Annotated in this window: 23 protein-coding genes; 16 read left to right on the top strand and 7 right to left on the bottom strand. The window is 61.4% G+C overall.

What is annotated here, in order from left to right; all coding sequences use genetic code 11:
• Positions 1-42: 42 nt before the first annotated feature.
• Positions 43-1,020 (bottom strand): putative oxygenase MesX, encoded by a 978-nt coding sequence (locus IEV53_RS06375; RefSeq protein WP_188425969.1) that lies wholly within the window; start codon positions 1,018-1,020, stop codon positions 43-45.
• A 206-nt stretch (positions 1,021-1,226) separates the two neighbouring features.
• Complete coding sequence (locus IEV53_RS06370; protein ID WP_188425968.1) at positions 1,227-2,099, bottom strand: LysR family transcriptional regulator; 873 nt, start codon at positions 2,097-2,099, stop codon at positions 1,227-1,229.
• Positions 2,100-2,314: 215 nt separating this feature from the next.
• Here IEV53_RS06370 and IEV53_RS06365 point away from each other — a divergent pair, with 215 nt between their 5' ends.
• The 5 genes from IEV53_RS06365 to IEV53_RS06345 all read left to right on the top strand — a co-directional run bounded on the left by IEV53_RS06365 (position 2,315) and on the right by IEV53_RS06345 (position 8,330).
• Entirely contained in the window at positions 2,315-3,055 is a 741-nt protein-coding gene (locus tag IEV53_RS06365; protein WP_188425967.1) for a DUF2076 domain-containing protein, read from the top strand.
• Between the two features lie 130 nt (positions 3,056-3,185).
• On the top strand, positions 3,186-3,968 hold the full coding sequence (gene surE / locus IEV53_RS06360; RefSeq protein WP_188425966.1) for a 5'/3'-nucleotidase SurE: 783 nt from the start codon (positions 3,186-3,188) through the stop codon (positions 3,966-3,968).
• A 120-nt stretch (positions 3,969-4,088) separates the two neighbouring features.
• Positions 4,089-5,609, top strand: coding sequence for an FAD-dependent oxidoreductase (locus IEV53_RS06355; RefSeq protein ID WP_188425965.1), 1,521 nt, complete (start codon positions 4,089-4,091; stop codon positions 5,607-5,609).
• An 86-nt stretch (positions 5,610-5,695) separates the two neighbouring features.
• Positions 5,696-7,510 (top strand): aspartate--tRNA ligase, encoded by a 1,815-nt coding sequence (gene aspS / locus IEV53_RS06350; RefSeq protein WP_188425964.1) that lies wholly within the window; start codon positions 5,696-5,698, stop codon positions 7,508-7,510.
• Between the two features lie 19 nt (positions 7,511-7,529).
• The gene (locus IEV53_RS06345; RefSeq protein ID WP_188425963.1) at positions 7,530-8,330 is read left to right on the top strand and encodes an EipB family protein; all 801 of its coding nucleotides are present in this window, start codon (positions 7,530-7,532) and stop codon (positions 8,328-8,330) included.
• An 85-nt stretch (positions 8,331-8,415) separates the two neighbouring features.
• Here IEV53_RS06345 and IEV53_RS06340 read toward each other — a convergent pair whose 3' ends face one another.
• Together IEV53_RS06340 and IEV53_RS06335 are read right to left on the bottom strand one after the other, a co-directional pair.
• Positions 8,416-9,267: a PhzF family phenazine biosynthesis protein gene (locus IEV53_RS06340; RefSeq protein WP_188425962.1), complete on the bottom strand. Its 852-nt coding sequence runs from the start codon at positions 9,265-9,267 to the stop codon at positions 8,416-8,418.
• A gap of 2 nt (positions 9,268-9,269) precedes the next feature.
• Positions 9,270-9,719: a UrcA family protein gene (locus tag IEV53_RS06335; RefSeq protein WP_229719721.1), complete on the bottom strand. Its 450-nt coding sequence runs from the start codon at positions 9,717-9,719 to the stop codon at positions 9,270-9,272.
• Positions 9,720-9,930: 211 nt separating this feature from the next.
• On the opposite strand from IEV53_RS06335, the gene IEV53_RS06330 reads away from it, so the two are divergent.
• Positions 9,931-11,346: an aminotransferase-like domain-containing protein gene (locus tag IEV53_RS06330; RefSeq protein ID WP_229719717.1), complete on the top strand. Its 1,416-nt coding sequence runs from the start codon at positions 9,931-9,933 to the stop codon at positions 11,344-11,346.
• Between the two features lie 173 nt (positions 11,347-11,519).
• Here the strand turns inward: IEV53_RS06330 and IEV53_RS06325 are convergent, their stop codons facing one another.
• On the bottom strand, positions 11,520-11,966 hold the full coding sequence (locus IEV53_RS06325; RefSeq protein WP_188425959.1) for an RrF2 family transcriptional regulator: 447 nt from the start codon (positions 11,964-11,966) through the stop codon (positions 11,520-11,522).
• Positions 11,967-12,045: 79 nt separating this feature from the next.
• Here IEV53_RS06325 and IEV53_RS06320 point away from each other — a divergent pair, with 79 nt between their 5' ends.
• On the top strand, positions 12,046-13,239 hold the full coding sequence (locus IEV53_RS06320; protein ID WP_229719716.1) for a globin domain-containing protein: 1,194 nt from the start codon (positions 12,046-12,048) through the stop codon (positions 13,237-13,239).
• A gap of 151 nt (positions 13,240-13,390) precedes the next feature.
• Here IEV53_RS06320 and xth read toward each other — a convergent pair whose 3' ends face one another.
• Both xth and erpA read right to left on the bottom strand, forming a co-directional pair.
• Positions 13,391-14,158 (bottom strand): exodeoxyribonuclease III, encoded by a 768-nt coding sequence (gene xth / locus IEV53_RS06315; RefSeq protein WP_188426273.1) that lies wholly within the window; start codon positions 14,156-14,158, stop codon positions 13,391-13,393.
• Positions 14,159-14,168: 10 nt separating this feature from the next.
• Positions 14,169-14,540: an iron-sulfur cluster insertion protein ErpA gene (erpA, locus tag IEV53_RS06310; RefSeq protein WP_188425958.1), complete on the bottom strand. Its 372-nt coding sequence runs from the start codon at positions 14,538-14,540 to the stop codon at positions 14,169-14,171.
• A gap of 58 nt (positions 14,541-14,598) precedes the next feature.
• On the opposite strand from erpA, the gene IEV53_RS06305 reads away from it, so the two are divergent.
• From IEV53_RS06305 to dld, 9 genes are all read left to right on the top strand, one after another.
• Positions 14,599-15,768 (top strand): deoxyguanosinetriphosphate triphosphohydrolase, encoded by a 1,170-nt coding sequence (locus IEV53_RS06305; protein ID WP_188425957.1) that lies wholly within the window; start codon positions 14,599-14,601, stop codon positions 15,766-15,768.
• 39 nt (positions 15,769-15,807) lie between these two features.
• Positions 15,808-17,613, top strand: coding sequence for an arginine--tRNA ligase (gene argS / locus IEV53_RS06300; protein ID WP_188425956.1), 1,806 nt, complete (start codon positions 15,808-15,810; stop codon positions 17,611-17,613).
• Positions 17,610-18,692, top strand: a complete 1,083-nt coding sequence (locus IEV53_RS06295) for an SPOR domain-containing protein (RefSeq protein ID WP_188425955.1) — start codon at positions 17,610-17,612, stop codon at positions 18,690-18,692. Before argS ends, IEV53_RS06295 begins: the two co-directional genes overlap by 4 nt.
• 5 nt (positions 18,693-18,697) lie before the next feature.
• Complete coding sequence (locus IEV53_RS06290; protein WP_188425954.1) at positions 18,698-19,531, top strand: segregation and condensation protein A; 834 nt, start codon at positions 18,698-18,700, stop codon at positions 19,529-19,531.
• Positions 19,531-20,106 carry an SMC-Scp complex subunit ScpB gene (gene scpB / locus IEV53_RS06285; RefSeq protein ID WP_188425953.1) on the top strand — a complete coding sequence of 192 codons (576 nt, stop codon included), beginning with the start codon at positions 19,531-19,533 and terminating at the stop codon, positions 20,104-20,106. The genes IEV53_RS06290 and scpB overlap by 1 nt, the downstream gene beginning before the upstream one ends.
• Positions 20,107-20,144: 38 nt before the next feature.
• Positions 20,145-20,777, top strand: coding sequence for a Sec-independent protein translocase protein TatB (tatB, locus tag IEV53_RS06280; RefSeq protein ID WP_188425952.1), 633 nt, complete (start codon positions 20,145-20,147; stop codon positions 20,775-20,777).
• Positions 20,774-21,553 carry a twin-arginine translocase subunit TatC gene (gene tatC, locus IEV53_RS06275; RefSeq protein WP_188425951.1) on the top strand — a complete coding sequence of 260 codons (780 nt, stop codon included), beginning with the start codon at positions 20,774-20,776 and terminating at the stop codon, positions 21,551-21,553. The genes tatB and tatC overlap by 4 nt, the downstream gene beginning before the upstream one ends.
• A gap of 22 nt (positions 21,554-21,575) precedes the next feature.
• The gene (serS, locus tag IEV53_RS06270; protein ID WP_188425950.1) at positions 21,576-22,838 is read left to right on the top strand and encodes a serine--tRNA ligase; all 1,263 of its coding nucleotides are present in this window, start codon (positions 21,576-21,578) and stop codon (positions 22,836-22,838) included.
• A 137-nt stretch (positions 22,839-22,975) separates the two neighbouring features.
• Complete coding sequence (gene dld / locus IEV53_RS06265; RefSeq protein ID WP_188425949.1) at positions 22,976-24,712, top strand: D-lactate dehydrogenase; 1,737 nt, start codon at positions 22,976-22,978, stop codon at positions 24,710-24,712.
• Positions 24,713-24,714 lie beyond the last annotated feature (2 nt).

Here is a 24,714-nt window from a genome sequence, read left to right as displayed (position 1 = left end):
GTTTTCCAGAATAGTCAGATCAGAATGCAGGCAGAATGGCGCTCAGGCTGCGTGTCTTGTCGCCCATTCGTCGAGAAAGGATTTGTGAGGCGCAATGAAGTGCTCGCCCGCGAATTTTCCCTGCTCGGTGGCAAGACGCGTGCGCTCCTCGCGATCGTAAACGACGCGGGTATTGGAGAAGTCGCTCTGTTTGAGGCTGGGCTTGTAGACCGCAGCGGCGCCGGAATTCGCATTGTAGATTTCGGGGCGGTAGATGCGCTGGAACGTCTCCATCGTGCTGATCGTGCTGATCAGTTCGAGGGGAGAATAGTCGTTCAGCAGATCGCCGAAGAAATAGAAAGCCAGAGGAGCCTTCACGCCAGACGGCATGAAATAGCGCACCTGCATGCCCATCTTGCCGAAATAGCTTTCAGTCAGCGATGTCTCGTTGGGCACATATTCGACACCCAGCACAGGGTGCTGGTTGGTGGTGCGGGTATAAATCTTGTTCTCGGACACACTCAGGCAGATCACCGGAAGCTTGGCAAAACGGCTGCTGTAGCTTTCTGAGGCGATGAATTCCTGAAAAATCCGGCCATGCAGCACGCCGAAATCATCAGGCACGGCAAAGCCGTCACGTCCGCGATTATGCTCTGGCAGGCGCACGCTGAAATCGTAATCGCGAACATAGGACGAGAAGTTATTGCCTATGATCCCCTCAAGGCGTTTGCCGGTCGACAGATCGCAGATGGTTGTCTGAAGCAGTTCGATGGCCGGAAAGCTCTCCCCCGATCCGGCGATATCCATCTCGATCGAGATGATATTGAGTTCGAGCCTGTAGCGATTGCCCTCCGGATTGTCCCAACAGGCAAGGTCGTTGAAGCGATGATCGATCATGTGCAGGGCTGCACGCAGATTTTCCTGACGGGCGGCGCCTCGCGCGAGATTGGCGAAATTGGTCGTCAGCCTCGTGCCAGCGGCGGGAGCGTAATTCTCGTCAAAGCGCAGGCTTTTGATCGTGAAGGCAAAATCATTGGTCATGATGGGCGGGTATCCTCTTCTGGATCCAGAATCTCCGCGCCACGCTCTTCATGCCGCCGCGCGGTGCGAGCGAGGCCCGTTTATTCCGCAGAGGAAGGCATGAAAACAAATGATTATATTTCGCTATAACATGACTTATTGTCATGTTGTGAGCTGGGTCCCTTTTCGGGAGGGACGCACCCGTCTTCGAAGAGGTCTGATCTGGTTCAGATCTCGACGCTGGAGGCGAGGCTGATGAAACCTTCCAGATAAGGTGGCGCCGTACCTGTTCGGTGCCCGAGATGGATGGATTTGAGAATACCGTCCCCGATCCTCACGCCTTTCACGCCCTTCACCTTGCGCAGCAGCCAGTCAGGCGTGGCGCTGACGGCGCGACCCGAGGCGACAAGGCGTAGCATGAGGTCCGTCGTTTCGACCGTTCTATGTCGGCGCGGTTGTGTGTGTGACGGCACCAAAAACCGTGTATAGATATCGAGCCGCTCGCGGGAGACCGGGTAGGTGATCAGGGTCTCGGTCGTGAGATCCTTTGGCTCGACATGATGTTTACGTGCCAGAGGGTGCGTTTCAGACACGGCCAGCACCAGCTCGTAATCGAAGACGGGTGTGAATTCGAGTTCGGGCCGTTCAATAGGGTCAGGGGTAACGAGAATATCGATTTCATGCCCCAGAAGCGCGGTCAGCCCGCCAAACTGGAAGGCCGTTGTGACATCCAGTTCCACGTCGGGCCAGGCAGCCAGAAACGGGTCGACCACCTGCATCAGCCAATCCTGACAGGGGTGACATTCCATTCCGATCCTGATCGAGCCACGCCGCCCGCGTGCGTAGTCCTCAAGCACGCCTGCGCCGTGTTCGAGCTGCGGCAGAACACGATGCGCGAGACCTAGAAGATACTCACCCGCCAGCGTGAACCGCAGCTTGTGCCCCTCTCGCTCAAGCAGCTTGACGCTGTGACGATCCTCGAACCGGCGGATGGCATGGCTAACGGCTGATTGTGTCAGGCAGAGTTGTTCGGCTGCCTGAGTCAGACTTCCGGTGCGGTGAATCTCTCTCAATATCGCCAGAGGCTGGATGTCGATCATGGTTCATGAATTCCCGTCATACAGACGGATCATAATCGTTCCGCCCGTCTCGCTCCAGCGCCCGCATGCCTGCTGCACTGCCCTGATCGCCGCAATACCGTCTACAGGGAAGTGCGACGAGGGAGCCCGGCCGCAGGGCTCGCCTCTTGCAACTCAGACGCCCTCCGACCACATTATAGGGCGTTATCATTTTGACCGGATGGAGAGTCATCCCCATGAACCAGCAAGAGCGTGATCTCATTTCGCAGTTCGTCGCCCGCGTCGGCGGTGCGCCCAATAGCGGGTTTGGTGGCTCTCAGGCCCCGGCCAATCTGCCCCCCATCGATCCTGAGGCTGATCGCTGGATTGCGGATAATTTCCAGAGATATCCCGAGGCCCGTTACCGCGTGACGCAGATGGCTGTCGTGCAGGAAGTGGCTCTGGCCGAGGCGCAGAACCGCATTCGCCAGCTCGAATTCCAGCTTCAGCAGGCCCAGTCGCAGCTCCAGCAGGCGCAGCAGCAGCGCCCGCAGGGTGGTGGCGGTCTGTTTGGCGGCCTGTTCGGTGGTGGCGCCAATCGCCAGCAGCAGGCTGGTCCGCCGCCGGGCTGGGGTGGTCAGCCGCAGCAGGGTTATGGTCAGGGTTATGCCCCGCCGCCGCAGGCCAATCTGCCGCCTGGCTATTCTACCGGCATGTTCCAGCAGCGCGGTTCAGGCTTTCTGGGCTCGGCCCTGACAACGGCGACGGGCGTCGCTGGCGGTATGCTGGCAGCCAACGCGATTGAGAGCCTCTTCTCCGGCCATCACGATTCAGGCGCTGGCGGGTTTGGCGGTGGTGAGACCATCATCAACAATAATTACGGCGACGCTGGCGGCAATGATCCCTTCGCGGGCGGCGGGCAGGATGCCGGTCAGAGCTATGACGCTGGTGACTGGGGCGGCGATAGTGGAGGTGGCTGGGGCGACGATTCCTTCTGATCGCCCGATGCGCCCCTCTGGCAGTATCTCTCTGTCAGGCTTGTGATGGGCTTGATCGAAAACCCGGCCCTCGTGCCGGGTTTTTGTTTGTCATCTTGCCTTGCCATAATCGCATGAAGGAAATCCCTGAATGAGCGGGTCCCTGTTCCAGCGTGTTCTGCTGACCAATGATGACGGTATCGATGCGCCAGGCCTTGCCGTGCTGCATGACGTCGCGTCGCAACTCAGCGATGATGTGTGGGTTGTCGCGCCCGCGCAGGATCAGAGCGGTATCTCCCATGCGCTCAGCCTGCATGACCCGCTGCGCGTCCATCAGCATGGCCCCAAGCGCTTTGCGGTCACTGGCACGCCGGGCGATTGCGTGGCGATTGCTGCCCGCCATATCCTGCGCGATGCCCTGCCAACCCTCGTGCTGTCAGGCATCAATCGCGGCGCCAATCTCGGTGTGGAGACTGTCTTCTCAGGCACGGTAGGTGCGGCCATGACCGCCATGCTGCTCGATCTGCCGTCCATCGCCCTGAGCCAGACCTTTACCGCAGGCAAGGCCGTTCCCTGGGAGACCGCCCGGGCGCTTGCACCGGATATTCTCAGGCTTCTCGCCCGCAGGCCCATGCCAGAGCAGGCCTGTCTCAATGTCAATTTTCCCGCCTGCACAGTCGAGGAAGCCAGACCGCTGAAAACCACCACACAGGGGCGTGGCTTCCTGCGCGATATCGAGGTGGTGTCGCGTGATGACATGCGTCGTTTCGCCTATCACTGGTTGCATCTCAAACGCGATCATGCGGGAGACGAGGATGGCACTGAAACTGCAGCCATTGCAGCCAATCACGTCAGTGTCACCCCGCTCTCCTTCGGGCGCACCAACATGAAGATGCATGACTGGCTGCTGAAGCAGGAGATCGGTCTCGCCTGATAGCGGGTGAGGTCCACCCGCCGGTTGCACGGTGAAAAGAAAATATAGGTTTCAACCGTAACCCGTTCCTCACGTTGCATTCGAAGACAAAGAGCCAATTTCGAGTGAACGGACAGGGAAATGAGCGCTGAACTTCTGGACTGGACAGATGTCCTTCCGCTGAACGATCTCGAGGAAGGTGTCATCACACCTGTCACTATCGGTGAAAAGGCCCTTGTCCTTTACCGGTCGGGCGATGAAGTGCGGGCCTTCGATGGCAAATGCCCGCATAAAGGCGCCCCGATGGAGCAGGGTGTGGCGTGCAAATCGCGTCATGGCGATGTGCAGCTTGTCTGCCCCTGGCACAAGGCGAGTTTCTCGGCAGAAAGCGGTCGGCTGATCGAGCCACCGGCGCTCGACCCGCTCGCCCGTTACCCGGTCGAGGTTCATGATGGCCGCATTCTCGTCGGCAAGGTGGCCATGCGCCCTGACGCACCCGCGCCCATGCGCGAGCATGAGGTCGTCGCCATTATCGGTGCCGGTGCGGCCGCAATCGCAGCAGCCGTCACACTGCGCGACGAGGGATATGCCGGGCGCATTCTTCTGATCGGACCCGAGGAAGATCTGCCCTATGATCGCACCGCGCTCAGCAAGATGACCCTCGCCAATCCGGATCCTGAGGCGTCACCCCCGCTCTTGCGTCCGGAATCCTGGTATATCGAGCAGCGTATCGAACGCGTGATGGATCGTGTGGTGAAGCTCGATACCGAGACGCGCAGGATCACTCTTGAAGCAGGGGTGAGCCTCACGCCCGATCATGTGCTTCTGGCGAGCGGCTCCCGCGCAAAAGAGCTCGAAATTCCCGGAAGCGCCCTTGCCGGGGTGCATACGCTGCGAAGCGCGCATGACGTGCGTGAGATCGCCTCGAAAGTGGGCGAGAACACGACGGTCGTGGTGATCGGCTCCGGCTTTATCGGCATGGAGGCGGCGGCGGCTCTGCGCAAGCGCGGGGCAGGGGTGACCGTCCTGTCCAACTCGGCTCTGCCGTTCCAGAAGCAGCTCGGGCGCGAAATCGCCACTGAAATGCGCATTCTGCATGAGAGCAAGGGTGTGGCGTTCATCTCGTCCTGCAGCGTCAAAGCCATCAACGGCGAGACGCAGGTCGAGTCCGTGACCCTGGAAGATGACAGCCAGATCAACGCCGATCTGGTGATCATCGGCGTCGGGGCGGTGCCAGCGCTCGATTATCTGCCTTCCCACGCACTCAGCGAGAATGGTGGCATTGAAGTCGATCAGGCCATGCGTGTTGCGCCGCATATCTATGCGGCGGGCGATATCGCGAGTGTCACGCATGAGGGCAGGCAATATCGTATCGAACACTGGCGCACGGCGCAGAGCCAGGCGCGCATCGCGGCGCGTACCATGCTCGGTCTGCCGGGTGGCGCTCTTACGACGCCCTGGTTCTGGACGCAGCAATATGATCGCAAAATCGAATATCTAGGCTGGCCGCGTGGTTTTGAGCGCGTCGAGATCGACGGCGATGTCGACCGCTTTGATTTCACCGCACGCTATATCGATGAAGAGGGCAAAATCGTCGGTCTGGCCACCGCCGGGCGGCCAAAAGAGATGGGTGAAGCCGCCGTTACCTTCGACGATGCTTGACAGGGAAGGGGTGGAGCGGCTTCCTGCGCTCCATTGGCAGGGGTTCGCCCCCTGCGCCCCCGCTGTTTCGAATCAGGAAGACGCCCATGCATCCCTATCGCACTCATAGCTGCAGCGCCCTGCGCGAGAGCGACGCCGGCCAGACCGTGCGTCTGTCCGGCTGGGTTCACAGCAAGCGCGATCACGGCGGGCTTCTGTTTATCGATCTACGCGACCAGACCGGCATGACGCAGATCGTTATCCCCTCGGGCACCGATCTGCTCGATATCGTCGAGCGTCTGCGTGTCGAGAGCGTGATCACGGTCACGGGTGACGTGGTGGCGCGTGAGGAAGGCCAGCGTAACCCGCATTTGCCTACCGGTGCCATCGAACTGCGTGCCCGCGAGATCGAAGTGCGCTCCCATGCTGCTGTCCTGCCTTTCCAGGTCGCTGGCAGCGAGAACTATCCCGAAGATCTGCGCCTCAAATATCGCTATCTCGACCTGCGTCGCGAGAAGATGGCCGCCAATATCCGCCTGCGTTCGGCGGTCATTGCCTCCATGCGCTCGCGCATGATCGGCCATGGCTTCACCGAGTTCCAGACGCCTATCCTTACCGCCTCCTCGCCGGAAGGCGCGCGTGACTTCCTCGTTCCGGCGCGTCTGCATCCGGGCAAGTTCTACGCGCTGCCCCAGGCACCGCAGCAGTTCAAGCAGCTCGCCATGGTGGCGGGTTTTGACCGCTACTTCCAGATCGCCCCCTGCTTCCGTGATGAAGCCTCACGCGCTGACCGCAGCCCGGGCGAGTTCTATCAGCTCGATTTCGAAATGGCCTTCGCCACCCAGGAAGACGTGTTTGCGGTTCTGGAAGACGTGCTGAGCGGTCTGTTTGCCGAGTTCGGCAAAGGCCGCAAGGTCGATACTGCGCCGTTCCGTCGTATTCCCTATGACGAGGCTATGCGTCTTTACGGCTCCGACAAGCCCGATCTGCGCAACCCGCTGCTGATCAGCACGGTCACCGAAGCGTTCGCCAATTCCGGTTTCGGCCTGTTTGCCCGTATCGCTGCCAATGGCGGCGAAGTGCGCGCCATTCCGGCCCCCGGTGCCGGTACGCGTCCGCGCGGTTTCTTCGACAAGCTCAACAGCTGGGCGCGTGATGCCGGTGCGGGCGGTCTGGGCTACATCATCTTCGAGGAAGATGGCGGCAAGGGCCCGATTGCCAAGAACCTCGAAGCCGATCGCGTCGAGGCCATTCGTGAAGCCTGTGGTCTCAAGGCGGGTGACGCCGTGTTCTTCGCCGCAGGCGAAGGCGATGCCGTGGCCAAGTTCTCGGGGCAGGTGCGCACGCGCATTGCCCAGGAACTCGATCTGATCGAGCAGGATGCCTTCCGCTTCTGCTGGATCGTCGATTTCCCGATGTTCGAGCGCAATGAGGAAACGGGCCAGGTCGATTTCTCGCATAACCCGTTCTCCATGCCGCAGGGCGGGCTTGAGGCGCTGAACTCGCAGGATCCGCTGACCATCAAGGCCTATCAGTACGATATCGTCTGCAACGGCATCGAGCTTTCCTCGGGCGCCATCCGTAACCATCTGCCGGAAGTCATGATCCGCGCCTTCGCCATTGCCGGTTATGGCGAGGATGTGGTCGAGGCCCGCTTTGGCGGCATGCTCAACGCGTTCCGCTACGGCGCCCCGCCGCATGGCGGTTCGGCACCGGGTGTGGACCGTATCGTGATGCTGCTGGCCGACGAGCCGAATATCCGTGAGGTCATTCTCTTCCCGCTCAACCAGAGCGGCGAAGACCTGATGATGGAAGCCCCGGCCCCGGTCGAGCCTGCCCGTCTGAAGGAGCTTTCTCTGGCTATTCTGCCGCCCAAGCCCAAGGCAGGCGTTCAGCCTGCGGCGACCGCCCAGAAGGACTGAGCCGGAAAGGCGGTGTTGCGTGAGACGGCTTTTATCCGGGCTGATGGCAGGGCTGGTGGCAGGGGGAGTCTCCCTGCCATCTCCTGCGCTGGCAGACAGTCTGCAGCCCCACAAGGCCGTCTATAGCCTGAGCCTGTCGCGCCTCAAGGCAGGCGCGCTGGCTGGTGCCAGCGGAACAGCGACCTATCAGATACGCGACCTCTGCACCGCCTGGTCTGTCAGCCAGAAGCTCGATATCGACATCATCAACGGCGATGGCGGTTCGAGCGCAATCGGTTTTCAGTCCGCGACCCTGGAAGACAAGAACACCCATCGCTTCGTTTTCCGCACCATCATGAGTCAGGATGGGCAGGTCACGAGCGAGACATCGGGCGAGGCGACACGCAACCGTCGGGGCGAGGTCGTGGTGCATTACACCAGACCGCAGACAAGCAGCGTAACGCTTCCCGCCAGAACGGTTTTCCCGTTGCAGCAGGCCCAGGCCCTGTTGAAGGCCGCTCGTGAAAAGAAACTGCATCTCGCCACCGACCTGTTCGACGGCAGTGTCGAGACAGGCAGTATCCCCACCTATGCCACACTGGGCAGGCTGGCTCCGCAGGTCGCCAGCCTCTCAAGCCCGCTTCTGAAAGGGCAGGAGGCCGTGCCGGTCTCGATCGCCAGTTTCGGGGCGGGCACAGGCGCGCTTCTGCCCGATTCCGCCTATAGCGATCGTCTCTGGACCAATGGTGTGGAAGACCGGCTTCTGATCGATTTCGGTGATTACGTCTTGTCCGGCACACTGGATTCCCTGACATCCCTGCCAGCGGCTTCCTGCCACTAGGGTATGGGGTGCGCAGCAAGGGCGCTGGCACAGATCGCTTGCAGGGCACGGTAACGCAGCGCCTGCGAGCAATCCGTCCAGAGCATCAGAGGGTGATAGTGCCGTTGATTCGCGTGACCACGGCGCCACCCACCCAGATGTCATCGCCCAGCTTTTTCACCGAAACCTGCCCGGCACGACCCAGAGCCGTTCCCTGAAAGGCGGTGTAGGAGTCAGGGGCCTTGCCGCTTTCGATCAGCAATTGGCCGATGGAGGCATTGAGGCTTCCTGTCACAGGGTCTTCATAGCCGGGGTTTTCCCCGACAAAGGCGCGGACTTCGAAACAGGCCCCGGTGGCGGCAGGGCTGTTGTGCCATTCTCCCACAACGCCGAGTTTCTGCCCTACCAGCGCGGCCCAGTCAGGCTTTATGGCAAGCACCGTGTCACGATCATCGACATGCACAACCAGCCAGCCAGGGCCGTTATCGGCCCATTGGATGTCGAGCACGGCATCGGTGTCGAGCCGCAATGCCTGAATTGCCCGTTCGCGTTCTTCTTGACTGGCAGGACCGGACCGTCGCCGTGGCGGTGCGGCAAAGGCCAGTCCACCCGCCTGTCTGCGGATCGGCACCAGACCGGCGGCGCATTCCTGCACGATCAGATCCTTTTCCGGCGCATCGCCCGATGAGCGGGCCAGAGTCTGCCAGACATACGCGCTGCCAAGCGTAGGGTGCCCGGCAAAAGGAAGTTCGCTATGCGGTGTGAAGATACGCACGCGATAATCAGCTTCTGGCGAGGTGGGTTTGAGCAGAAAGGTGGTCTCGCTCAGATTGGTCCAGTTGGCGATGGCGGCCATCTGCGCGTCGGTCAAGGAATCTGCCCCGGTAACAACGGCAAGAGGATTGCCCTTGAAGGGCTCTGCCGAAAACACATCGACCTGCTGAAAACGTAATTCCATGATCAGGGCTCCTCCTGGGGCGGCGTGGGGGTGGTGGGAAGCTGAAGAAGGGTCTCGTCAGCGAGTTGTGTCAAAAGCGGATTGTGAATGGCCGTTACGCTGCGGTGCAAACTCTCCCGGTGGCAATCAGACCGTTCGATAGCCAGACGAACCGGCAATGAAAGACCATCCATCTCACCACAGACGTGCAGGGCAGCGCGATCGAGACGGCGAAGCAGAAGGCGGATATAAGACTTGTCGGCCAGAGCCTCCGGTCGATACGTCACTCGAAGCTGGTCGAGGCTTTCCTCGCTGTCCAGAGGTGAGCGATCCGACATGCGCCCGGAAGAGCCTGCCAGATCCAGCGCCGTCAGGTCGTCAGCTGTTTCTGCTTGCACTATTTGTCTCTCGCTATGGTCCTGAGCATGGGCGCAGGGCGATACCGCCCAACTGGCCAAGATCAGGGCAAGCATGATGTGCCTGACGCCCGTCTCATGGCGCGTCTTTCTCCGCTCCACAGGGGATGGGGAGGAATGCGCGGAATCCGCGCCGGAAGAAAACATGATCACCTCGATTGTATTGGTACAATAGTGACGAATCGATTCGATTGTGTTATTCTGCTTGAGGCGATAAAAAGAGCAATGACTTTAATGTCTCATGACAATATTGCCGAGAGTGACCTTCATGTGGACTCCTGAGCTCAAGCCCGGCCCTGCGCCGCTCTATGAACGGCTGGTCCAGTCCATTGCCGGCGATATCAGAAGCGGCACGCTTGCCCCTGGCATGCGTCTGCCGCCGCACAGGGAACTCGCGTTCAGACTGGGGGTGAGCGTGGGAAGCGTCACGCGCGCCTATACCGAAGCCGAGCGGCGCGGGCTGCTGGTTGCCCATGTAGGCCGCGGGTCATTCGTAAAAACGAACGCGTCGCCCGTGCCCGATATTCCCACCACTGAGCGGGGCGTGGCGCGCCTGACAAATGCCGGGCCAAGGGGGGCAGGGGCGATCGATCTGCGTTGCAATACGCCGCCGCCTGTTTCCCTCATGCAGGATCTGAATGAAGCCCTCATGGCCCTGATGGCACGTGGTGCGCTCGATCCGGCAGTGCATTATATCCAGGGGGCCGGGCTGGCGCCTGTAAGGCAGGCTGCGTCGCTCTGGATCAGAAATGCCTACGGCCTTGAGGTCGATGCGGCCAATCTTGTCCAGTGCAACGGAGGGCAGCATGCCATTGCTCTGGCCTTCTCGTCTTTCTGCGGTCCGGGTGACACGATCTTATGCGAGTCCTCGACGTTTTACGGCGCGCGTATGGCGGCAGAACATCTCGGGTTGAAACTGCACGGTTTGCCGATGGATGAGGAAGGCATTCTGCCAGAAGCGCTCGACCGCGCGGTTGCTGAAACCGGAAGTCGCCTGTTGTTCACGCTCCCCACGCTTCACAATCCGACCACGCGCACAATGTCGGTGCAGCGTCGAGAGGCCATTGCGGCGATAGCGCGCAGTCATGACCTGACCATTCTCGAAGACGATGCCTATTACGCCTATTCCCGCAAGCCGCCGCAGCTTGCCTCTCTCGCACCGGAACGGACGCTCTATCTCGTCAGCCTGTCCAAGGGCATCTGCCCCGGCCTGCGCGTTGCTTTTCTGGCTCTTCCGCCGGGCGTGGCGCGCGAGCGTCTGATACGCGGTGTGCGCGCTTTCGGATATTGCCCACCTGCGCTGGGGGCCCTGGTCTTTGAGGAATGGGTCAGAGAGGGTCGTATCGACGACATCGCGCAGGCCATCCAGAAAGAAGCTGCCTCGCGTTGGAAGATGGCCCATCAGGCCCTGGGGTCTCTGATGACGCCGCCCGGCGCCGACCACTCGCCCCATGGCTTCCTGCCCATGCAGGCACTCGAAGCCGAGCGGGTAACGACGCGTCTGCTACGCGCTGGCGTCGAGGTGACGCCACCAGACGCGGCCCTGGTCTCACGCGATGCCGATACAGGGTTGCGGCTCTGCTTCGGGGCGCCGGAAAGTCAGGCCGAGCTTGGCGAGGCCCTGACGATCATTACCGAGGTCATTGCCGGTCATGGCCGAACTGATCGCGACGGCATCGTCTAGTCCGCATTGATCCAACGGCGAAACGGACCATCCGCCAGGAGCTCCTTGGTCAATTCTTACCGGCAGCAGAAACAGGAGGCTGTCCGAACCAAAGCGCGTCTGTCTGGCGCCTGATGAAAGACGCGAATCAGGCAAAGGGCTGATTGTCTGTCGGCACTGAGGCCCGCTGCGCCTTACTCAGGGGCTGGGGGGTGCAAACGTGCAGCAAGCGCTGACCAGTCCGGCGGCTTGAGCAGGTCTGCGAGTGTCTGTCCGTCCAGAACGGCCATGAAAGCGCCCAGTGCGTCTCCAAGAAGGGTCTGAAGCCGACAGGCACCTGTCAGCAGGCAGCTCTGACCTGTCTGGAAACAGGCGACCAGCGCCATATCCTCCTCGGTAAAACGCACCAGATCGCCAAGCCCGATTTCGGCGGGGGAGCGGGCAAGCACAAGCCCCCCGCCACGGCCACGCGTCGTGGTGACAAAACCGCCCTGTCCGAGGCGATGAACGATCTTGACCAGATGGTTTTCCGAAATCCCGTAGCGCTCGGCAATCTCGTGAATCGAGACGCGCCTTTCCTGGTTGAGGCCGAGATAAAGCAGCACGCGCAAGGCGTAATCTGTGTGGAGGGTCAGGCGCATTTCTAAAGATGTAGCAGATTTGCATCTTTTATGCATCAGGCCTAAAAGATGTGCGTGATATACATCTTTTAGGAGTCGCATGATGGTCAAACCGCTCGAATCCGGCACCTCGGCGATCGTCAAAGCCACGATCCCAGCCCTCGAGGCGCATGGCGTCACGATCACCAGAACCATGTACGCCTCTCTCATGCGCGACCCGGCCATAGCGGCCATGTTCAATCAGACAGATCAGGCCAATGGGCGTCAGCCCCATGCGCTCGCCGCTGCGGTTCTGGCCTATGCGCGCCATATCGAGCATCCCGAGAAACTCGAGGCGGCGCTCAGCCTCATCGTCGAGCGCCACGTCGCCGTAATGGTCAAACCGGAACAATATCCGGTCGTCGGAGCTGCCCTGCTCGGCGCGATCAAGACCGTTCTTGGAGAGGCTGCAACGCCGGAAATCATGCATGCCTGGGGCGATGCCTATCGCTTTCTTGCCGATGTGCTCATTGCCCGTGAGGCCAGCGTCTATGATGAACGCTCAGCCCTTCCGGGTGGCTGGCGCGACTGGCGGGCCTTTAGGGTCGAGAAGCGCGTTCAGGAAAGCGACAGCGTCACATCGTTCTGGCTTGCTCCCGTCGATGGCAAACCGGTCCTGCGTCATGAGCCGGGCCAGTTTCTGACCTTCCGCCTCGAACGGGATGGGATCAACACAAGGCGCAGCTACAGTATTTCGAGCGCACCGGACGCAAGCGGCTATCGTATCTCGGTAAAGCGCGACCCGCAGGGGCTGGTGTCACGCTGGTTTCATGACAGGCTCGCAGTGGGCGATGTGCTCGATGCGACACCGCCTGCGGGTGATTTTACCCTGGCGGCAATCGGCAAGGCGCCTGCCATGCTGGTCAGTGCCGGGATCGGCATCACGCCGTTTCTGAGCATGCTCCTTGCCAGTAAAGGCGGTGCTGAAGGCGGCAAACGCCATCTTGTCCATGGCGATCACGATCTGCACCATATGCCGTTCCGATCGGCTCTTGCAGAGCTGGCGACCGCAGAATCAGCACCGGGAATCGACGTCTTCGGTACGCTGGGGCAGGATCGCCATCTTGCCATGTCGACCCATGAGGGACGGGTCTCGGCTGAATGGGTGTTCGCCCGGATGAGTCCTGACACGCATGTGTTTGTCTGCGGTCCGCGCAGCTTCCAGCGTGATCTGATAGGGGGGCTGAGCCGGTTGGGTGTCGACAGGGCGCGCATCCATCATGAGTTCTTCGGCTCTGACGAGGGTGTTGCCTGAACGCGTTTTTCAGGCGGCCCTTTGCGGCTCTCCTCATTCCTGCCGCGTCATCAAGGGGCTGACCGGCAGGCCTTTCATCGCCAGATCCCCAGCCATCCGCTGGGGCAGTCGCTCCCGTCACGCCTCCAGGGGTATCACGGGAGCGACATGTTCAGGACAGGGTGACGATGAGGGGAATATGATCCGAGGGTTGATCCCTGGCGCGTTCGTCACGATCGGGCGTGACGGAAACGAGGCGCTCGGCCAGGCGGGGCGATAGAAGCGCGTGATCGATGCGCAGTCCGGCATTCCGCTGGAACGCCGCATTCTGATAGTCGTAAAAAGTATAGTGGCGTCCGGTCGGATGGAGCGCCCGCAAGGCGTCGGTCAGGCCAAGCCAGAGCAGACGATGCCAGCCCGCCCGGCTCTCCGGCCGCAGCAATGCGTCATCGGGGCTGAGCGCACCGGGGGCGTAATCCTCATCGGTCGGGCAGACATTGAAGTCGCCGGTGAAGAGAAAATCCTCTTCAGCCTCGAGCAGTTCTTTTGCCCGATGGGCGAGGGCATCGAGGAAGTTGAGTTTTGTCTCAAACCCGGCTGCGCCGCCCGAATTGCCATTGGGCAGATAGAGATTGCCGATCACCATGCCCGCCATGCGCAACTCGACATAGCGCGAGGCGTCGTTTTCAAAGCCCGGCAGACTCAGATTGATCACTTCAGCCGGTTCGCGCGTCAGCATGGCGACGCCGTTATAGGCTTTCTGCCCGACCACAACCGGGTGATATCCTGCCTCGGCGAAGCTTGCCGGAAAGACCCCGGTCTCGCATTTTAGTTCCTGCAGGCAGAGCAGGTCAGGTTTGACGCGATCGAGCCAGTCAAGGACATGGCGTTCGCGCTGGCGGATGGAATTGACGTTCCAGCTGGCAAAAGTGAAGCTCATGGCAGACGGGTCACGCCAGCGAAAAGCTGGTGCCGCAACCGCATGACGAGGCGGCATTGGGGTTGGTCACTGCGAAATGCGCGCCCATCAGCTTGTCGATAAATTCGAGCTGCGCCCCTTCGAGCAGATCGAGGCTGACCGGATCGACCAGAACGGTCGCGCCATCCTGTTCGATTACGACATCATCTGCCGCCCGCTCGGTGTCGAGCTTGAACTGATACTGAAAGCCGTTACAGCCCCCGGCCAGAACCGCCACGCGCAGGGCAAGTCCCGACGGATCGGCCTGCTGCGAGATGATCTCCGAAATCCGGGCAGCGGCACCGGCGGAAACCGAGAAGCGTCCCGCGAGGGGCGCTGCGGAGGGGGGCGTGGTCTGGCTCATTTTTTCCCATATAATGCGCCAGTGCGCCCGCTCAAAGCGGGTGATGTGGAGAAAGCGGATGATCAGCCAGGATGTCGCCCCTTATGCCGTGCGTCGCGAGACCGCGCGAGGCCGTCTACACGCCGAGGAAGACGCTCCCACGCGCTCGCCCTGGCAGCGGGACCGCGATCGTGTGATCCACTCGGCAGGGTTTCGTACTCTGCAATACAAGACCCAGGTCTTCATTAATCACGAAGGCGATTTCTTTCGCACGCGGCTGACCCATTCTCTCGAGGTCGCCCAGATTGCGCGCTCCATCGCCCGCCAGTTGCAGCTCGATGAGGATCTCACCGAGGCACTCGCGCTTGCGCATGATCTCGGTCACACGCCTTTTGGCCATGCGGGCGAAGATGCCCTGAAGCTCTGCATGAAAGACTGGGGCGGGTTCGATCATAACACCCAATCGCTGCGTCTCGTGACCCATCTCGAAGGCCGTTACCACGCTTTCGACGGACTGAATCTGACATGGGAGACGCTTGAAGGGCTCGCCAAGCATAACGGTCCGGTCAAGCGCCCGACCCCCTATCTGTTCGAATACGACCAGCGCCATCATCTCAACCTGTCCAGCTATGCCTCGGCCGAAGCGCAGGTGGCCGCTCTTGCCGATGATATCGCCTATCACGGTCATGACCTTGATGACGGGCTTCGCGCCGGGTTGCTGGCGCTCGAGGATATTGCGGGCCTCCCCATTGTCGGCCCCGCGCTCGAACGCGCCATGGCAGGAGCCCGGACAGATGACCGCTATGAGCGCGAACGCCGCATCAGGCATGAGACGATCCGTCAGGTCATCAATGTCCTCGCAACCGATCTGACGCAGCAGACACGGGCGAATATCACAGCGCTGAAACCGGAATCGGCTGACGACATCCGCAATGCGCCGATGCCTGTCGTGGCTTTCAGCGAGACGATCGCGCGTGAGAACAAGAAGATCCGCAAGTTTCTCTATGCGCGCATGTATCGTCACTGGAAGGTGAACCGCATGACGCGCAAGGCGCGCTTGGCGACGACCGAGGTTTTCGAAATATTGTCCGAAGATCCGAGCCTGCTGCCCGATGGCTGGCGGGAGAAGGCAAAGACCGCAGACGAGGCTGGCCGGCGTCGCGTGGTGGCGGATTACATAGCAGGAATGACCGATCGTTTTGCGATGGATGAACATCGACGGTTGACGGAACTCTCCATGCTGGGTTGATACAGGCAGCAAGAACCACGTCAGGAACGCAAGGCCCTCATGTCCGATACACAAGCGCCCACCACAGATTGCCTTTTCGCCCGTTACCAGGGGCAGGTGCGAGAGGCGCTGCGATCTGTCGTGGCAGATCTGCCGGACGAGATTGCCGCACGTGTCGAACTCACCCCGGCGCGTGACGCCTCCCATGGTGACATGGCCACCAATGCTGCGCTTCTGGCCTCGAAATTCGCCCGTCGCCGCCCGGCCGATATCGCGGCTGATCTGGTGCCGCTGCTCTCGGCGCTGCCCGGTGTCGCCAAGGCAGAAGCGGCGGGGCCAGGCTTTGTCAATCTGACGCTCAGCCCGGACGTGCTGCAATCCGTTGCGCGCTCTGTCATCGAGGCCGGGCCGCGCTTTGGTGAATCGCGCCTTGGCGCCAATCGCCGCGTGAATGTGGAATATGTTTCGGCCAACCCGACCGGCCCGATGCATGTCGGTCATTGCCGTGGCGCCGTGGTGGGTGACGCGCTGGCCAATCTACTGGCCAAGACCGGGCACATCGTCACCAAGGAGTATTACATTAATGACGCCGGAGCGCAGGTCATCGCGCTCACCTGGGCGGCCTATTGGCGCTATCTGCAGGCCATCGGCACCCGGATCGATGTCGAGGCCTTCTCGGCGCTTACGCCGACAGGTCTGCAATATCAGGGCGATTACCTGATCCCCATCGGTGAGTCCCTGGCCGCCGCGCATCGCAAGGGCCTTGCCGATGCAGCAGGTCAGCCCGCCGATCCGTCTGTCTGGTTCGAGATCGTGCGTGAAGCCACGCTCAAGGTCATGATGGAAGAGATCCGCACCGATCTCGGCCTTCTGGGTATCCATCACGAGGTTTTCTCGTCCGAGGCCGAGACGCTGGCCAGCGGTCAGGTCGATGAGGCCATCAACGCCCTCGACGCCAAGGGCCTGCTTTATGAAGGCGTACTCGAGCCCCCCAAGGGCAAGACCCCGGAAGACTGGGAGCCACGCCCCCAGACCCTGTTCCGCTCCACGCAGTTCGGCGATGACGTCGACCGTGCGCTGCGCAAATCCGATGGCAGCAACACCTATTTTGCCAATGATATCGGCTATCACGCCCAGAAGGCCCGCAACGCCGACGAGCTGATCGACGTTCTTGGCGCCGATCATGGCGGCTATGTCTCTCGTATGCGTGCGGCCGTCAGTGCCCTGACCGATGGCAAGACGGGTTTCGAAGTCGTGATGTGCCAGATCGTGCGTATCATGAAGGGCGGCGAGCCTGTGCGTATGTCCAAGCGCGCGGGCACGTTCGTCACGCTGCGCGACCTGCTTGACGAAGTCGGACGTGACGCTGTGCGTTTCACCATGCTGACCCGCAAGGCCGATGCGCAGATGGATTTCGATCTCGATGCGGTCGTAGCCCAGACGCGCGACAACCCCGTGTTCTACGTGCAGTACGCCCATGCGCGGTGCCGCTCGGTCATGCGGAGTGCCGAGACCATGTTTGGCGCCGAGGTCACGAGCGATGCGTCCCTGGCCGGTGCCGAGCTGTCACGCCTCGACTCCGATGTCGAGCTTGCCGTGCTGCGCCGTCTGTCGACTTTCCCCCGCGTGGTCGAAGGCGCAGCCCAGACGCGCGAACCGCACCGCATCGCCTATTACTGTGGTGAACTGGCAGCGGATTTCCATGCCTTGTGGAACAAGGGGCGTGAGGATACGACGCTGCGCTTCCTGCATGAGCAGGACAAGGCGGCGAGTCTGGCCAAGCTCGCGCTCGTGGCATCGGTTGCCAGCGTGCTGCGCTGTGGCCTGGCCATTCTCGGTGTCGAGCCGGTTGAGGAGATGCGATGAACGACGACACGCCAGACTGGCGCGACGACCGGCAGGGGGGCGATGAGCGCCCCCGTCAACCCGGCGGCAATGACCGACGCGCCAATGACCCGCGTTTTACCGATACGCGGCCCCCGTCTTACAGCGCTGAGTCCTCATCGGCGCGCGACAATTCCCGCGCCTCGTCACCGCGCGAGCGCCTGAGCGCCGATTATGACGAAGAGCCCGTCTTTCGCCGTCGTGCTGCGACGGGTGGCGGTCTGGGCGCATTGCTCGGCTCTGACGTGATGACACGTCGTCTGGTCTATGGCGCAGCAGGGCTTGGCGCGCTTCTGGTCGTGGGCGTGGGGGGCTGGTCTCTACTCGGCGGTCATTCCGGCGGTATTCCCGTCATCGGGCCGCCCCCTGGCCCCGTGCGTGATCGCCCCGCCGATCCGGGCGGGATGCAGATCATGGGCGATGGCACCGATCTCGATGTGACTGGGCAGGGTGAAGCGCATCTGGCGCCCGAGCCCGAACAGCCGCGCCCCGAGGCGCTTGCTGCCCGCACAGCCCCCGAGGCACCGGCAGCGTCATCCTCTACTTCCGGTGAGGCGGCTTCGACAGGCGCGGCATCCGGCACGGCACCAAAAGAGAGCGCTGGCGCGTCAGACAATGCCGGGCCTTCTGCCGCCCCCGAAGCGCCTTCCGCCGCCGCACCTGAGCCGAAAGAGGCACCTGCTTCACCGCCCGCTCGCAAGACGGAATCAAGTCAGGCCGAGCCTGCTGCCAAGGCCGCACCCCCGGCGCAGAAGGAAGCAGCCCGACCTGCCCCCGAGACGGCTCCGGTGGCGCCTGCGGCCAAGGCGGACAGCGCCGGTCACATGGTGCAGCTGGCGGCTCTGGGCAGCGATGCCGACGCGAAGGCGACCTGGTCCAGGCTTTCGAAGCAAGCGAGCGATCTGCTGTCGAGCCATGAGCCGGTCATCGAGCAGAAGACGATCAATGGTCATGTCTTCTATAGACTGCGCGTTGGCGGGTTCGACTCAGCACAGGCGGCCCGTGCTTTCTGCGTGCGTCTGCATGCCCGCTCCATTGCCTGCACACCGGCGGTCTTCTGATCGCAATGGGTGAGGGGGGTCTCGTCTTTCCGACGGGCGCGGAACCGGAAACCGCGCCCCACCTGTCCCTGACGGGTTTCGAGGGGCCGCTCGATCTGCTGCTCGATCTTGCGCGCGCCCAGAAAGTCGATCTGGCCCAGATCTCGATCCTGCAGCTGGTCGAACAATATCTCGCCTTCGTTGAAGGCGCGCGCCAGATCCGGCTCGAACTGGCAGCAGACTGGCTTGTCATGGCGGCATGGCTGACCTGGCTCAAATCGCGCCTCCTGCTGCCTGCTGAAAACGAACCCGATGGCGAAGCCGAAGAAGCGGCCGAACTGCTTCAGGGCAGGTTGCTCGAGCTTGAGGCCATACGCGGTCTTTCCCGGTGGCTGGATAACCGTCCCCGCCTTGGCGAGCATGTCTTTGCCCGTGGGTGCGGCGAGAGCATGACCCAGATCGACCGTTCCGGCCTGCGTGTCGACATGATCGGGCTCATCACAGCCTATCTCGCCATGACGCGTCGGAGGGGGCGCAAACGTTTCTATGCGCCGCCACGCCCGCGCTACTGGACCGTGACCGAGGCGGTATCGGCGCTGCAGCGTCTGCTCAATGCGAGCGAAGTGGCTGGCTGGCAGAAACTGACCGCCTTGCTGCCTGCCCAGGAAAGCACAGCGCCACGTGCGCGCGCTGCCGCTCTGGCCAGCGCGCTTGTGGCAGGGCTGGAAATGGCCAAGAGCGGCGCGGTCGAGCTGAAGCAGGAAGGTATTTTCGCCGAGATCATGCTCAGGGCGCCGCAGAAGGACGATGTTTTCGAAAAAGCATCCGCCGGGCAGGTTTCCGAAAAGGACGAAACGTAATGGATGCGCTGATGACCCTGTCCCGGTTGGTGGAGGGGCTGATCTTTGCCAGTGCAGAACCCGTATCGGAGAACGCGCTCAGGCAGTTTCTTGTCACGCAAGGTGCTGAAGAAACCGTTCTCGGGCCTGTTCTCGCGACAATCATGGCCCGTTACGAGGATCACGCGGTCGAGCTCATAGCGATCGCCAAGGGCTGGCAGTTCCGCACCCGGCCCGAAATCGCCCCCGCTTTGACGCGCATCATCGAGAAACCCCGGCGCCTGAGCCGTTCCGCCATGGAAACGCTCGCGATCATCGCCTATCATCAGCCCTGCACACGTGCCGATATCGAAGGCATACGCGGTGTTTCGTTGAGTCAGACCGTGCTCGACACGCTGATCGAGGATGGACTGATCATGCCGAAAGGGCGCAAGGAAGTTCCGGGAAGGCCTATTCTCTGGGGAACCTCGGCGCATTTTCTCAGCAGTTTCGGCCTGAGCGATCTCGGCGCCCTTCCACGTCGTGACGAGTTGCTGCTCGATCCTGACGCAGCGGGGCAGACGGGGCGTGTCGTGACCCAGCAGGGCATTCAGTAGGCGCCTCGTTGATCGGGCTTTTGGTATGAGTGGGGAAGATGTTCGATTTTAGCTGGTCGGAAATTGCGCTGATCGTCATTGTGGCGCTGGTTTTCATCGGCCCCAAGGACATGCCGACCGCCATACGCGCTGTCAGCCGGGGGCTGAAGGCCGTGCGCCGCATGGCTTCCGAGTTTCAGGGCCATGTGGACGAAATGGTGCGTGAGGCCGATCTCGGTGAGGCACGCGATCATTTGCGTGATCTCAAACGTTTCGATTTTCGCGATCGCATCGCCCGCACCATCGATTCAGACCAGACCATCAGCAAGAGCCTCGATTTCAGGCCACCGCCATCGCTGTCTGCGCCCGCCTCGGCATCGGTTGCGTCAACAGCGCCTGCCGTTATTCCGGTCAGCGGGCCGGGCGTCAGCAATACCGAGACTGTTCCGGCCCGGCAGGAAGAAGCATCGGCCCCCGCAATCCTGCCGCCTCTGACGGCGCGACGCCTGAATCACGAAAAGACGCTCTGGCACGCCCCTGCGGTCATACCGCCCCTGCGTGTCATTCATAATGGGCGTCGCGTTGCGCTCGATCCGCCCCCAGAGGCTGCCCCGCTCTCCGCCACGCCAGCGGAAACGCCCATATTGTCGCCTGCGACCCCAACCCAGCCAGACTGCCCGACCGCGCCATGACGAACGAAAACTCCATCGACGACAAGGCGATGCCGCTGCTCGAACATCTGGTCGAGTTGCGCAAGCGCCTCATCTGGTCACTGGCGGCGTTCATTGTTGCCTTTCTGGTCTGCTATCATTTCTCCGAGCAGATCTATCTCTTCCTGGCCGATCCACTGGCCAAGATCATGCGGCAGCAGGGTGAGCAGCCGCATCTGATCTATACGGCCCTGTCAGAGGCATTTTTTACCTATGTGCGTGTCGCCGTTTTCGGCGCGATCTTCTTGTCTTTCCCGATCGTCGCCATGCAGGCCTGGATCTTCATCGCGCCGGGCCTCTACAGGAACGAGAAGCGTGCCTTCGCCCCTTTTCTGATCGCCACGCCGGCCATGTTCCTGCTTGGGGCAACGATGGCCTATTACTTCATCTTCCCCATCGCCTGGCGCTTTTTCCTGTCGTTCCAGACAGCGCCGGTGGGATCTCATGGCATGCATATCGAGTTGCAGGCCAAGGTGTCCGACTACCTCTCGCTGGTCATGAAGCTGATCCTGGCTTTCGGCGCGGCTTTCGAGCTGCCTGTGGTGCTGACGCTTCTTGCGCGTGTCGGAATTGTCACCTCGGCAGGGCTCAAGAAATTCAGGCGCTATGCCATTGTGGGGGCCACGGTTATCGCTGCCATACTGGCGCCCCCCGATGTGATTACCCAGGTAGGTCTCGCCGTGCCGCTGATCTTTCTGTATGAAATCTCGATCTTTACGGCACGACTTGTCGAGCCGCGCGCTGTCGCGATCGACTAGGCAATAACGGGAAACGACTACGATGCATGACTTGCGCGCCCTTCGCGCCGATCCGGCCGGTTTTGATGCCGCTCTGGCCCGTCGTGGCCTGTCGCCCGTTGCCGGTGATCTGGTCCGTCGTGATGAAGAGCGTCGTGCAGCCCTTCAGGCCCTGCAGGAACAGCAGGCACAGCGCAAGGTGCTGGCCAGGGAAATCGGCCAGGGCAAGAAGACTGGTCAGGACACGACCGCGCTTGAGCAGAAAGCCGTCGAGCTGCGCGACCATATCGCTGCCCTTGAGGCCAGCGCCGCGCAGATTGAAAACGATATCAGCGGCGTGCTTGCCAGCCTGCCCAATCGTCTTGACGAGACCGTGCCTGAAGGCCGCGATGAAGAGTCCAATCAGGTCGTTCATCAATGGGGCGAGGTGCCGGTTTTCGATTTCGAGCCGAAGCAGCATTTCGAACTCGGTGAACAGCTCGGCCTGATGGATTTCCCGACCGCTGCCAAGCTCTCGGGCGCGCGTTTCACCGTGCTGCGCGGGGCGCTTGCCCGTCTCGAGCGGGCACTGGGCCAGTTCATGCTCGATACCCACACGCAGGAATTCGGCTATAGCGAGACCATCGTGCCGCTGCTCGTCAATGATGCCGCGATGTATGGCACCGACAAGCTGCCCAAATTTGCCGAGGATTCATTCCAGACGACCGATGGCCGCTGGCTGATCCCCACGGCCGAGGTGCCGCTGACCGCCAGTGTGGCGGGTGAAATACTTGACGCCAAAATGCTGCCGCTGCGCATGACGGCGCTCTCCAGCTGCTTCCGTTCCGAGGCGGGTTCCGCGGGGCGTGATGTGCGCGGCATGCTGCGCCAGCATCAGTTCAGCAAGGTCGAGCTTGTCTCTGTCACGACGCCAGAGGCGAGCGCTGACGAGCATGAGCGCATGACACGCTGCGCCGAGAGCATTCTCGAGCGTCTGAATATTCCCTATCGTCGCATGCTGCTCTGCGCGGGCGATACCGGGTTCGGTGCTGCTAGGACTTTCGATCTCGAGGGCTGGCTGCCGGGGCAGAAGGCGTGGCGCGAGATTTCCTCCTGCTCCAACACGCGTGATTTTCAGGCCCGCCGCATGAATGCGCGCTATCGCACCGAGAACGGTCCCGCCTTCGTGCATACGCTCAATGGGTCTGGCCTGGCTGTCGGTCGCACGCTGATTGCAGTCATGGAAAACGGCCAGACGGCAGAGGGTACCATCGAGATTCCGGCAGCCCTTCAGCCCTATATGGGCGGGCTGACCCGTATCGGCTGAGCCTTGTCCTGTCGCGCCTGCAAGGGCGTGACAGGGCTTCGCGAGAAGCCCTATCTTTCCCGTTCGAGCGCACGCGTCGAACGATCGATGCCGGGGTTGAACCGGCCTTTGGCATCGCCAGACAGAGGAAGACGATCATGCGCCTGACAGAACCCACCTTGCATGCAGACCGCCTGCTGGTTCTGCTGCGGCAGGTCGTCGGTACGCCGCATGTGCTGGTCGCGCCCCATGCGACAGCACCCTATACGAAGGGGTACCGTTTCGGCTCGGGCAAGGTGAGGGCGGTCATTCGCCCCCGAACCCTGGTCGAGTTCTGGCGTGTGGCCGAACTCTGCGTAGCCGCCGATCAGATCATGATCGTGCAGGCTGCCAATACGGGTCTGACCGGAGGGTCGACCCCCGATGGCGAGAATTATGATCGCCCCGTCATTCTGATCAATACCCGCCGGTTGCGCGGCATACATCTGCTCGGAGGCGGCAGGCAGGTTATCTGCCTGCCCGGTACCACATTGCACAAGCTCGAGACCGTCCTTGCACGCCATGGGCGCGAACCTCATTCGGTCATCGGGTCTTCCTGTATCGGCGCGTCGGTTCTGGGAGGGATCAGTAATAACTCAGGTGGTGCGCTGGTGCAGCGAGGCCCCGCCTATACCGAGATGGCACTGTTTGGCCGGGTGACGGCAGACGGGCGGCTGGAACTGGTCAATCGTCTGGGCATCAGGCTCGATGCCGATCCGGTCAAGGCTCTCGCCCGCCTTGAGAGCGGGGCTCTCAGCAAAGAGGAGATCGAGTGGACTGACGCCAGGGGGCATGACGATGGCTATGTCACCCATGTGCGCGACGTCGAAGCCGACACCCCGGCACGCTACAATCAGGACAGCGCCCGCTGGTTCGATGCATCGGGCTGTGCTGGCAAGCTGATCGTTTTTGCCGTGCGTGTCGATACCTTCCCGGCTGAGAAGAACAGCCAGGTTTTCTACATCGGTACGAACAGCACCAATGCGCTCGAATCCCTGCGCCGCCACCTGCTGACGGCCTATGACGAGTTGCCCATCGCGGGCGAATACATGCATCGCGATGCCTTTCGCATCGCCGAGATCTATGGTCGCGATACGGTGGCCCTCATCCGCTATGCGGGCACGCGGTCCATTCCGCGTCTTTTCGCCGCCAAGGCATGGCTCGATGATCTCTTCTCCGGGTCGAGATTTCTGCCCCCGCATCTGACCGACCGGATCATGCAGAAACTGGGTCGCCTTCTGCCCAATCAGATTCCGGCAAAGATGCACGCGTTCGAAAAGCGGTTCGAGCATCATCTGATGCTGCGCGTTTCCCGTTCTCTGGCGGAAAAGCTCCAGGCCTATTTTGCAACGCTCAGTGCAGGGCAGGTGGGTGATAAGGACGCGTTCGACTGGTTTGCCTGTACCGATGATGAGGGCAAACGCGCCTTCCTGCATCGCTTTGCGGCTGCTGGTGCAGCGCTACGCTGCAGAAATGTGCTGGGAAAGGAAGCGGGGGAAATCGTCGCTCTGGATATCGCCCTGCGACGCAATGACGAGGCGTGGTTCGAGACTTTGCCGGAAGCGATTGAGAAACGCATAGAGCACAAGCTCTATTACGGTCATTTCCTGTGCCACGTGATGCATCAGGATTATGTTCTGAAGCCCGGCGAGTCAGCGGAAGATGTGGAGCACGAAATGCTCAAATTGCTGGATGCACGCGGGGCGCGTTATCCGGCAGAGCATAATCTCGGGCATCTTTATGAAGCAGGGGCTGAAATACTCAGCCATTACCGGGATCTCGACCCGTGCAATTGCCTCAATCCCGGTATCGGGAAGTCGACAAGAAAGAGAAACTGGAAAGCAGAAGAGGTCTGAAG

The sequence above is a fragment of the Asaia siamensis genome (assembly GCF_014635085.1).
Taxonomy (GTDB): domain Bacteria; phylum Pseudomonadota; class Alphaproteobacteria; order Acetobacterales; family Acetobacteraceae; genus Asaia; species Asaia siamensis.
Note: the sequence above shows the minus strand (reverse complement) of the source record. Positions and strands in the feature narration are given on the sequence as shown.

What these genes read in the sequence shown, in the direction of transcription:
- erpA (WP_188425958.1), bottom strand. Translation starts at nt 14,540, where the DNA reads ATGAGCCAGACCACGCCCCCCTCCGCAGCGCCCCTCGCGGGACGCTTC.
- IEV53_RS06320 (WP_229719716.1), top strand. Translation starts at nt 12,046, where the DNA reads ATGATGGTCAAACCGCTCGAATCCGGCACCTCGGCGATCGTCAAAGCC.
- xth (WP_188426273.1), bottom strand. Translation starts at nt 14,158, where the DNA reads ATGAGCTTCACTTTTGCCAGCTGGAACGTCAATTCCATCCGCCAGCGC.
- scpB (WP_188425953.1), top strand. Translation starts at nt 19,531, where the DNA reads ATGGATGCGCTGATGACCCTGTCCCGGTTGGTGGAGGGGCTGATCTTT.
- tatC (WP_188425951.1), top strand. Translation starts at nt 20,774, where the DNA reads ATGACGAACGAAAACTCCATCGACGACAAGGCGATGCCGCTGCTCGAA.
- dld (WP_188425949.1), top strand. Translation starts at nt 22,976, where the DNA reads ATGCGCCTGACAGAACCCACCTTGCATGCAGACCGCCTGCTGGTTCTG.
- IEV53_RS06340 (WP_188425962.1), bottom strand. Translation starts at nt 9,267, where the DNA reads ATGGAATTACGTTTTCAGCAGGTCGATGTGTTTTCGGCAGAGCCCTTC.
- surE (WP_188425966.1), top strand. Translation starts at nt 3,186, where the DNA reads ATGAGCGGGTCCCTGTTCCAGCGTGTTCTGCTGACCAATGATGACGGT.
- IEV53_RS06375 (WP_188425969.1), bottom strand. Translation starts at nt 1,020, where the DNA reads ATGACCAATGATTTTGCCTTCACGATCAAAAGCCTGCGCTTTGACGAG.
- serS (WP_188425950.1), top strand. Translation starts at nt 21,576, where the DNA reads ATGCATGACTTGCGCGCCCTTCGCGCCGATCCGGCCGGTTTTGATGCC.
- IEV53_RS06365 (WP_188425967.1), top strand. Translation starts at nt 2,315, where the DNA reads ATGAACCAGCAAGAGCGTGATCTCATTTCGCAGTTCGTCGCCCGCGTC.
- IEV53_RS06325 (WP_188425959.1), bottom strand. Translation starts at nt 11,966, where the DNA reads ATGCGCCTGACCCTCCACACAGATTACGCCTTGCGCGTGCTGCTTTAT.
- IEV53_RS06370 (WP_188425968.1), bottom strand. Translation starts at nt 2,099, where the DNA reads ATGATCGACATCCAGCCTCTGGCGATATTGAGAGAGATTCACCGCACC.
- aspS (WP_188425964.1), top strand. Translation starts at nt 5,696, where the DNA reads ATGCATCCCTATCGCACTCATAGCTGCAGCGCCCTGCGCGAGAGCGAC.
- IEV53_RS06355 (WP_188425965.1), top strand. Translation starts at nt 4,089, where the DNA reads ATGAGCGCTGAACTTCTGGACTGGACAGATGTCCTTCCGCTGAACGAT.
- IEV53_RS06335 (WP_229719721.1), bottom strand. Translation starts at nt 9,719, where the DNA reads ATGCTTGCCCTGATCTTGGCCAGTTGGGCGGTATCGCCCTGCGCCCAT.
- argS (WP_188425956.1), top strand. Translation starts at nt 15,808, where the DNA reads ATGTCCGATACACAAGCGCCCACCACAGATTGCCTTTTCGCCCGTTAC.
- IEV53_RS06330 (WP_229719717.1), top strand. Translation starts at nt 9,931, where the DNA reads ATGTGGACTCCTGAGCTCAAGCCCGGCCCTGCGCCGCTCTATGAACGG.
- IEV53_RS06290 (WP_188425954.1), top strand. Translation starts at nt 18,698, where the DNA reads ATGGGTGAGGGGGGTCTCGTCTTTCCGACGGGCGCGGAACCGGAAACC.
- IEV53_RS06305 (WP_188425957.1), top strand. Translation starts at nt 14,599, where the DNA reads ATGATCAGCCAGGATGTCGCCCCTTATGCCGTGCGTCGCGAGACCGCG.
- tatB (WP_188425952.1), top strand. Translation starts at nt 20,145, where the DNA reads ATGTTCGATTTTAGCTGGTCGGAAATTGCGCTGATCGTCATTGTGGCG.
- IEV53_RS06295 (WP_188425955.1), top strand. Translation starts at nt 17,610, where the DNA reads ATGAACGACGACACGCCAGACTGGCGCGACGACCGGCAGGGGGGCGAT.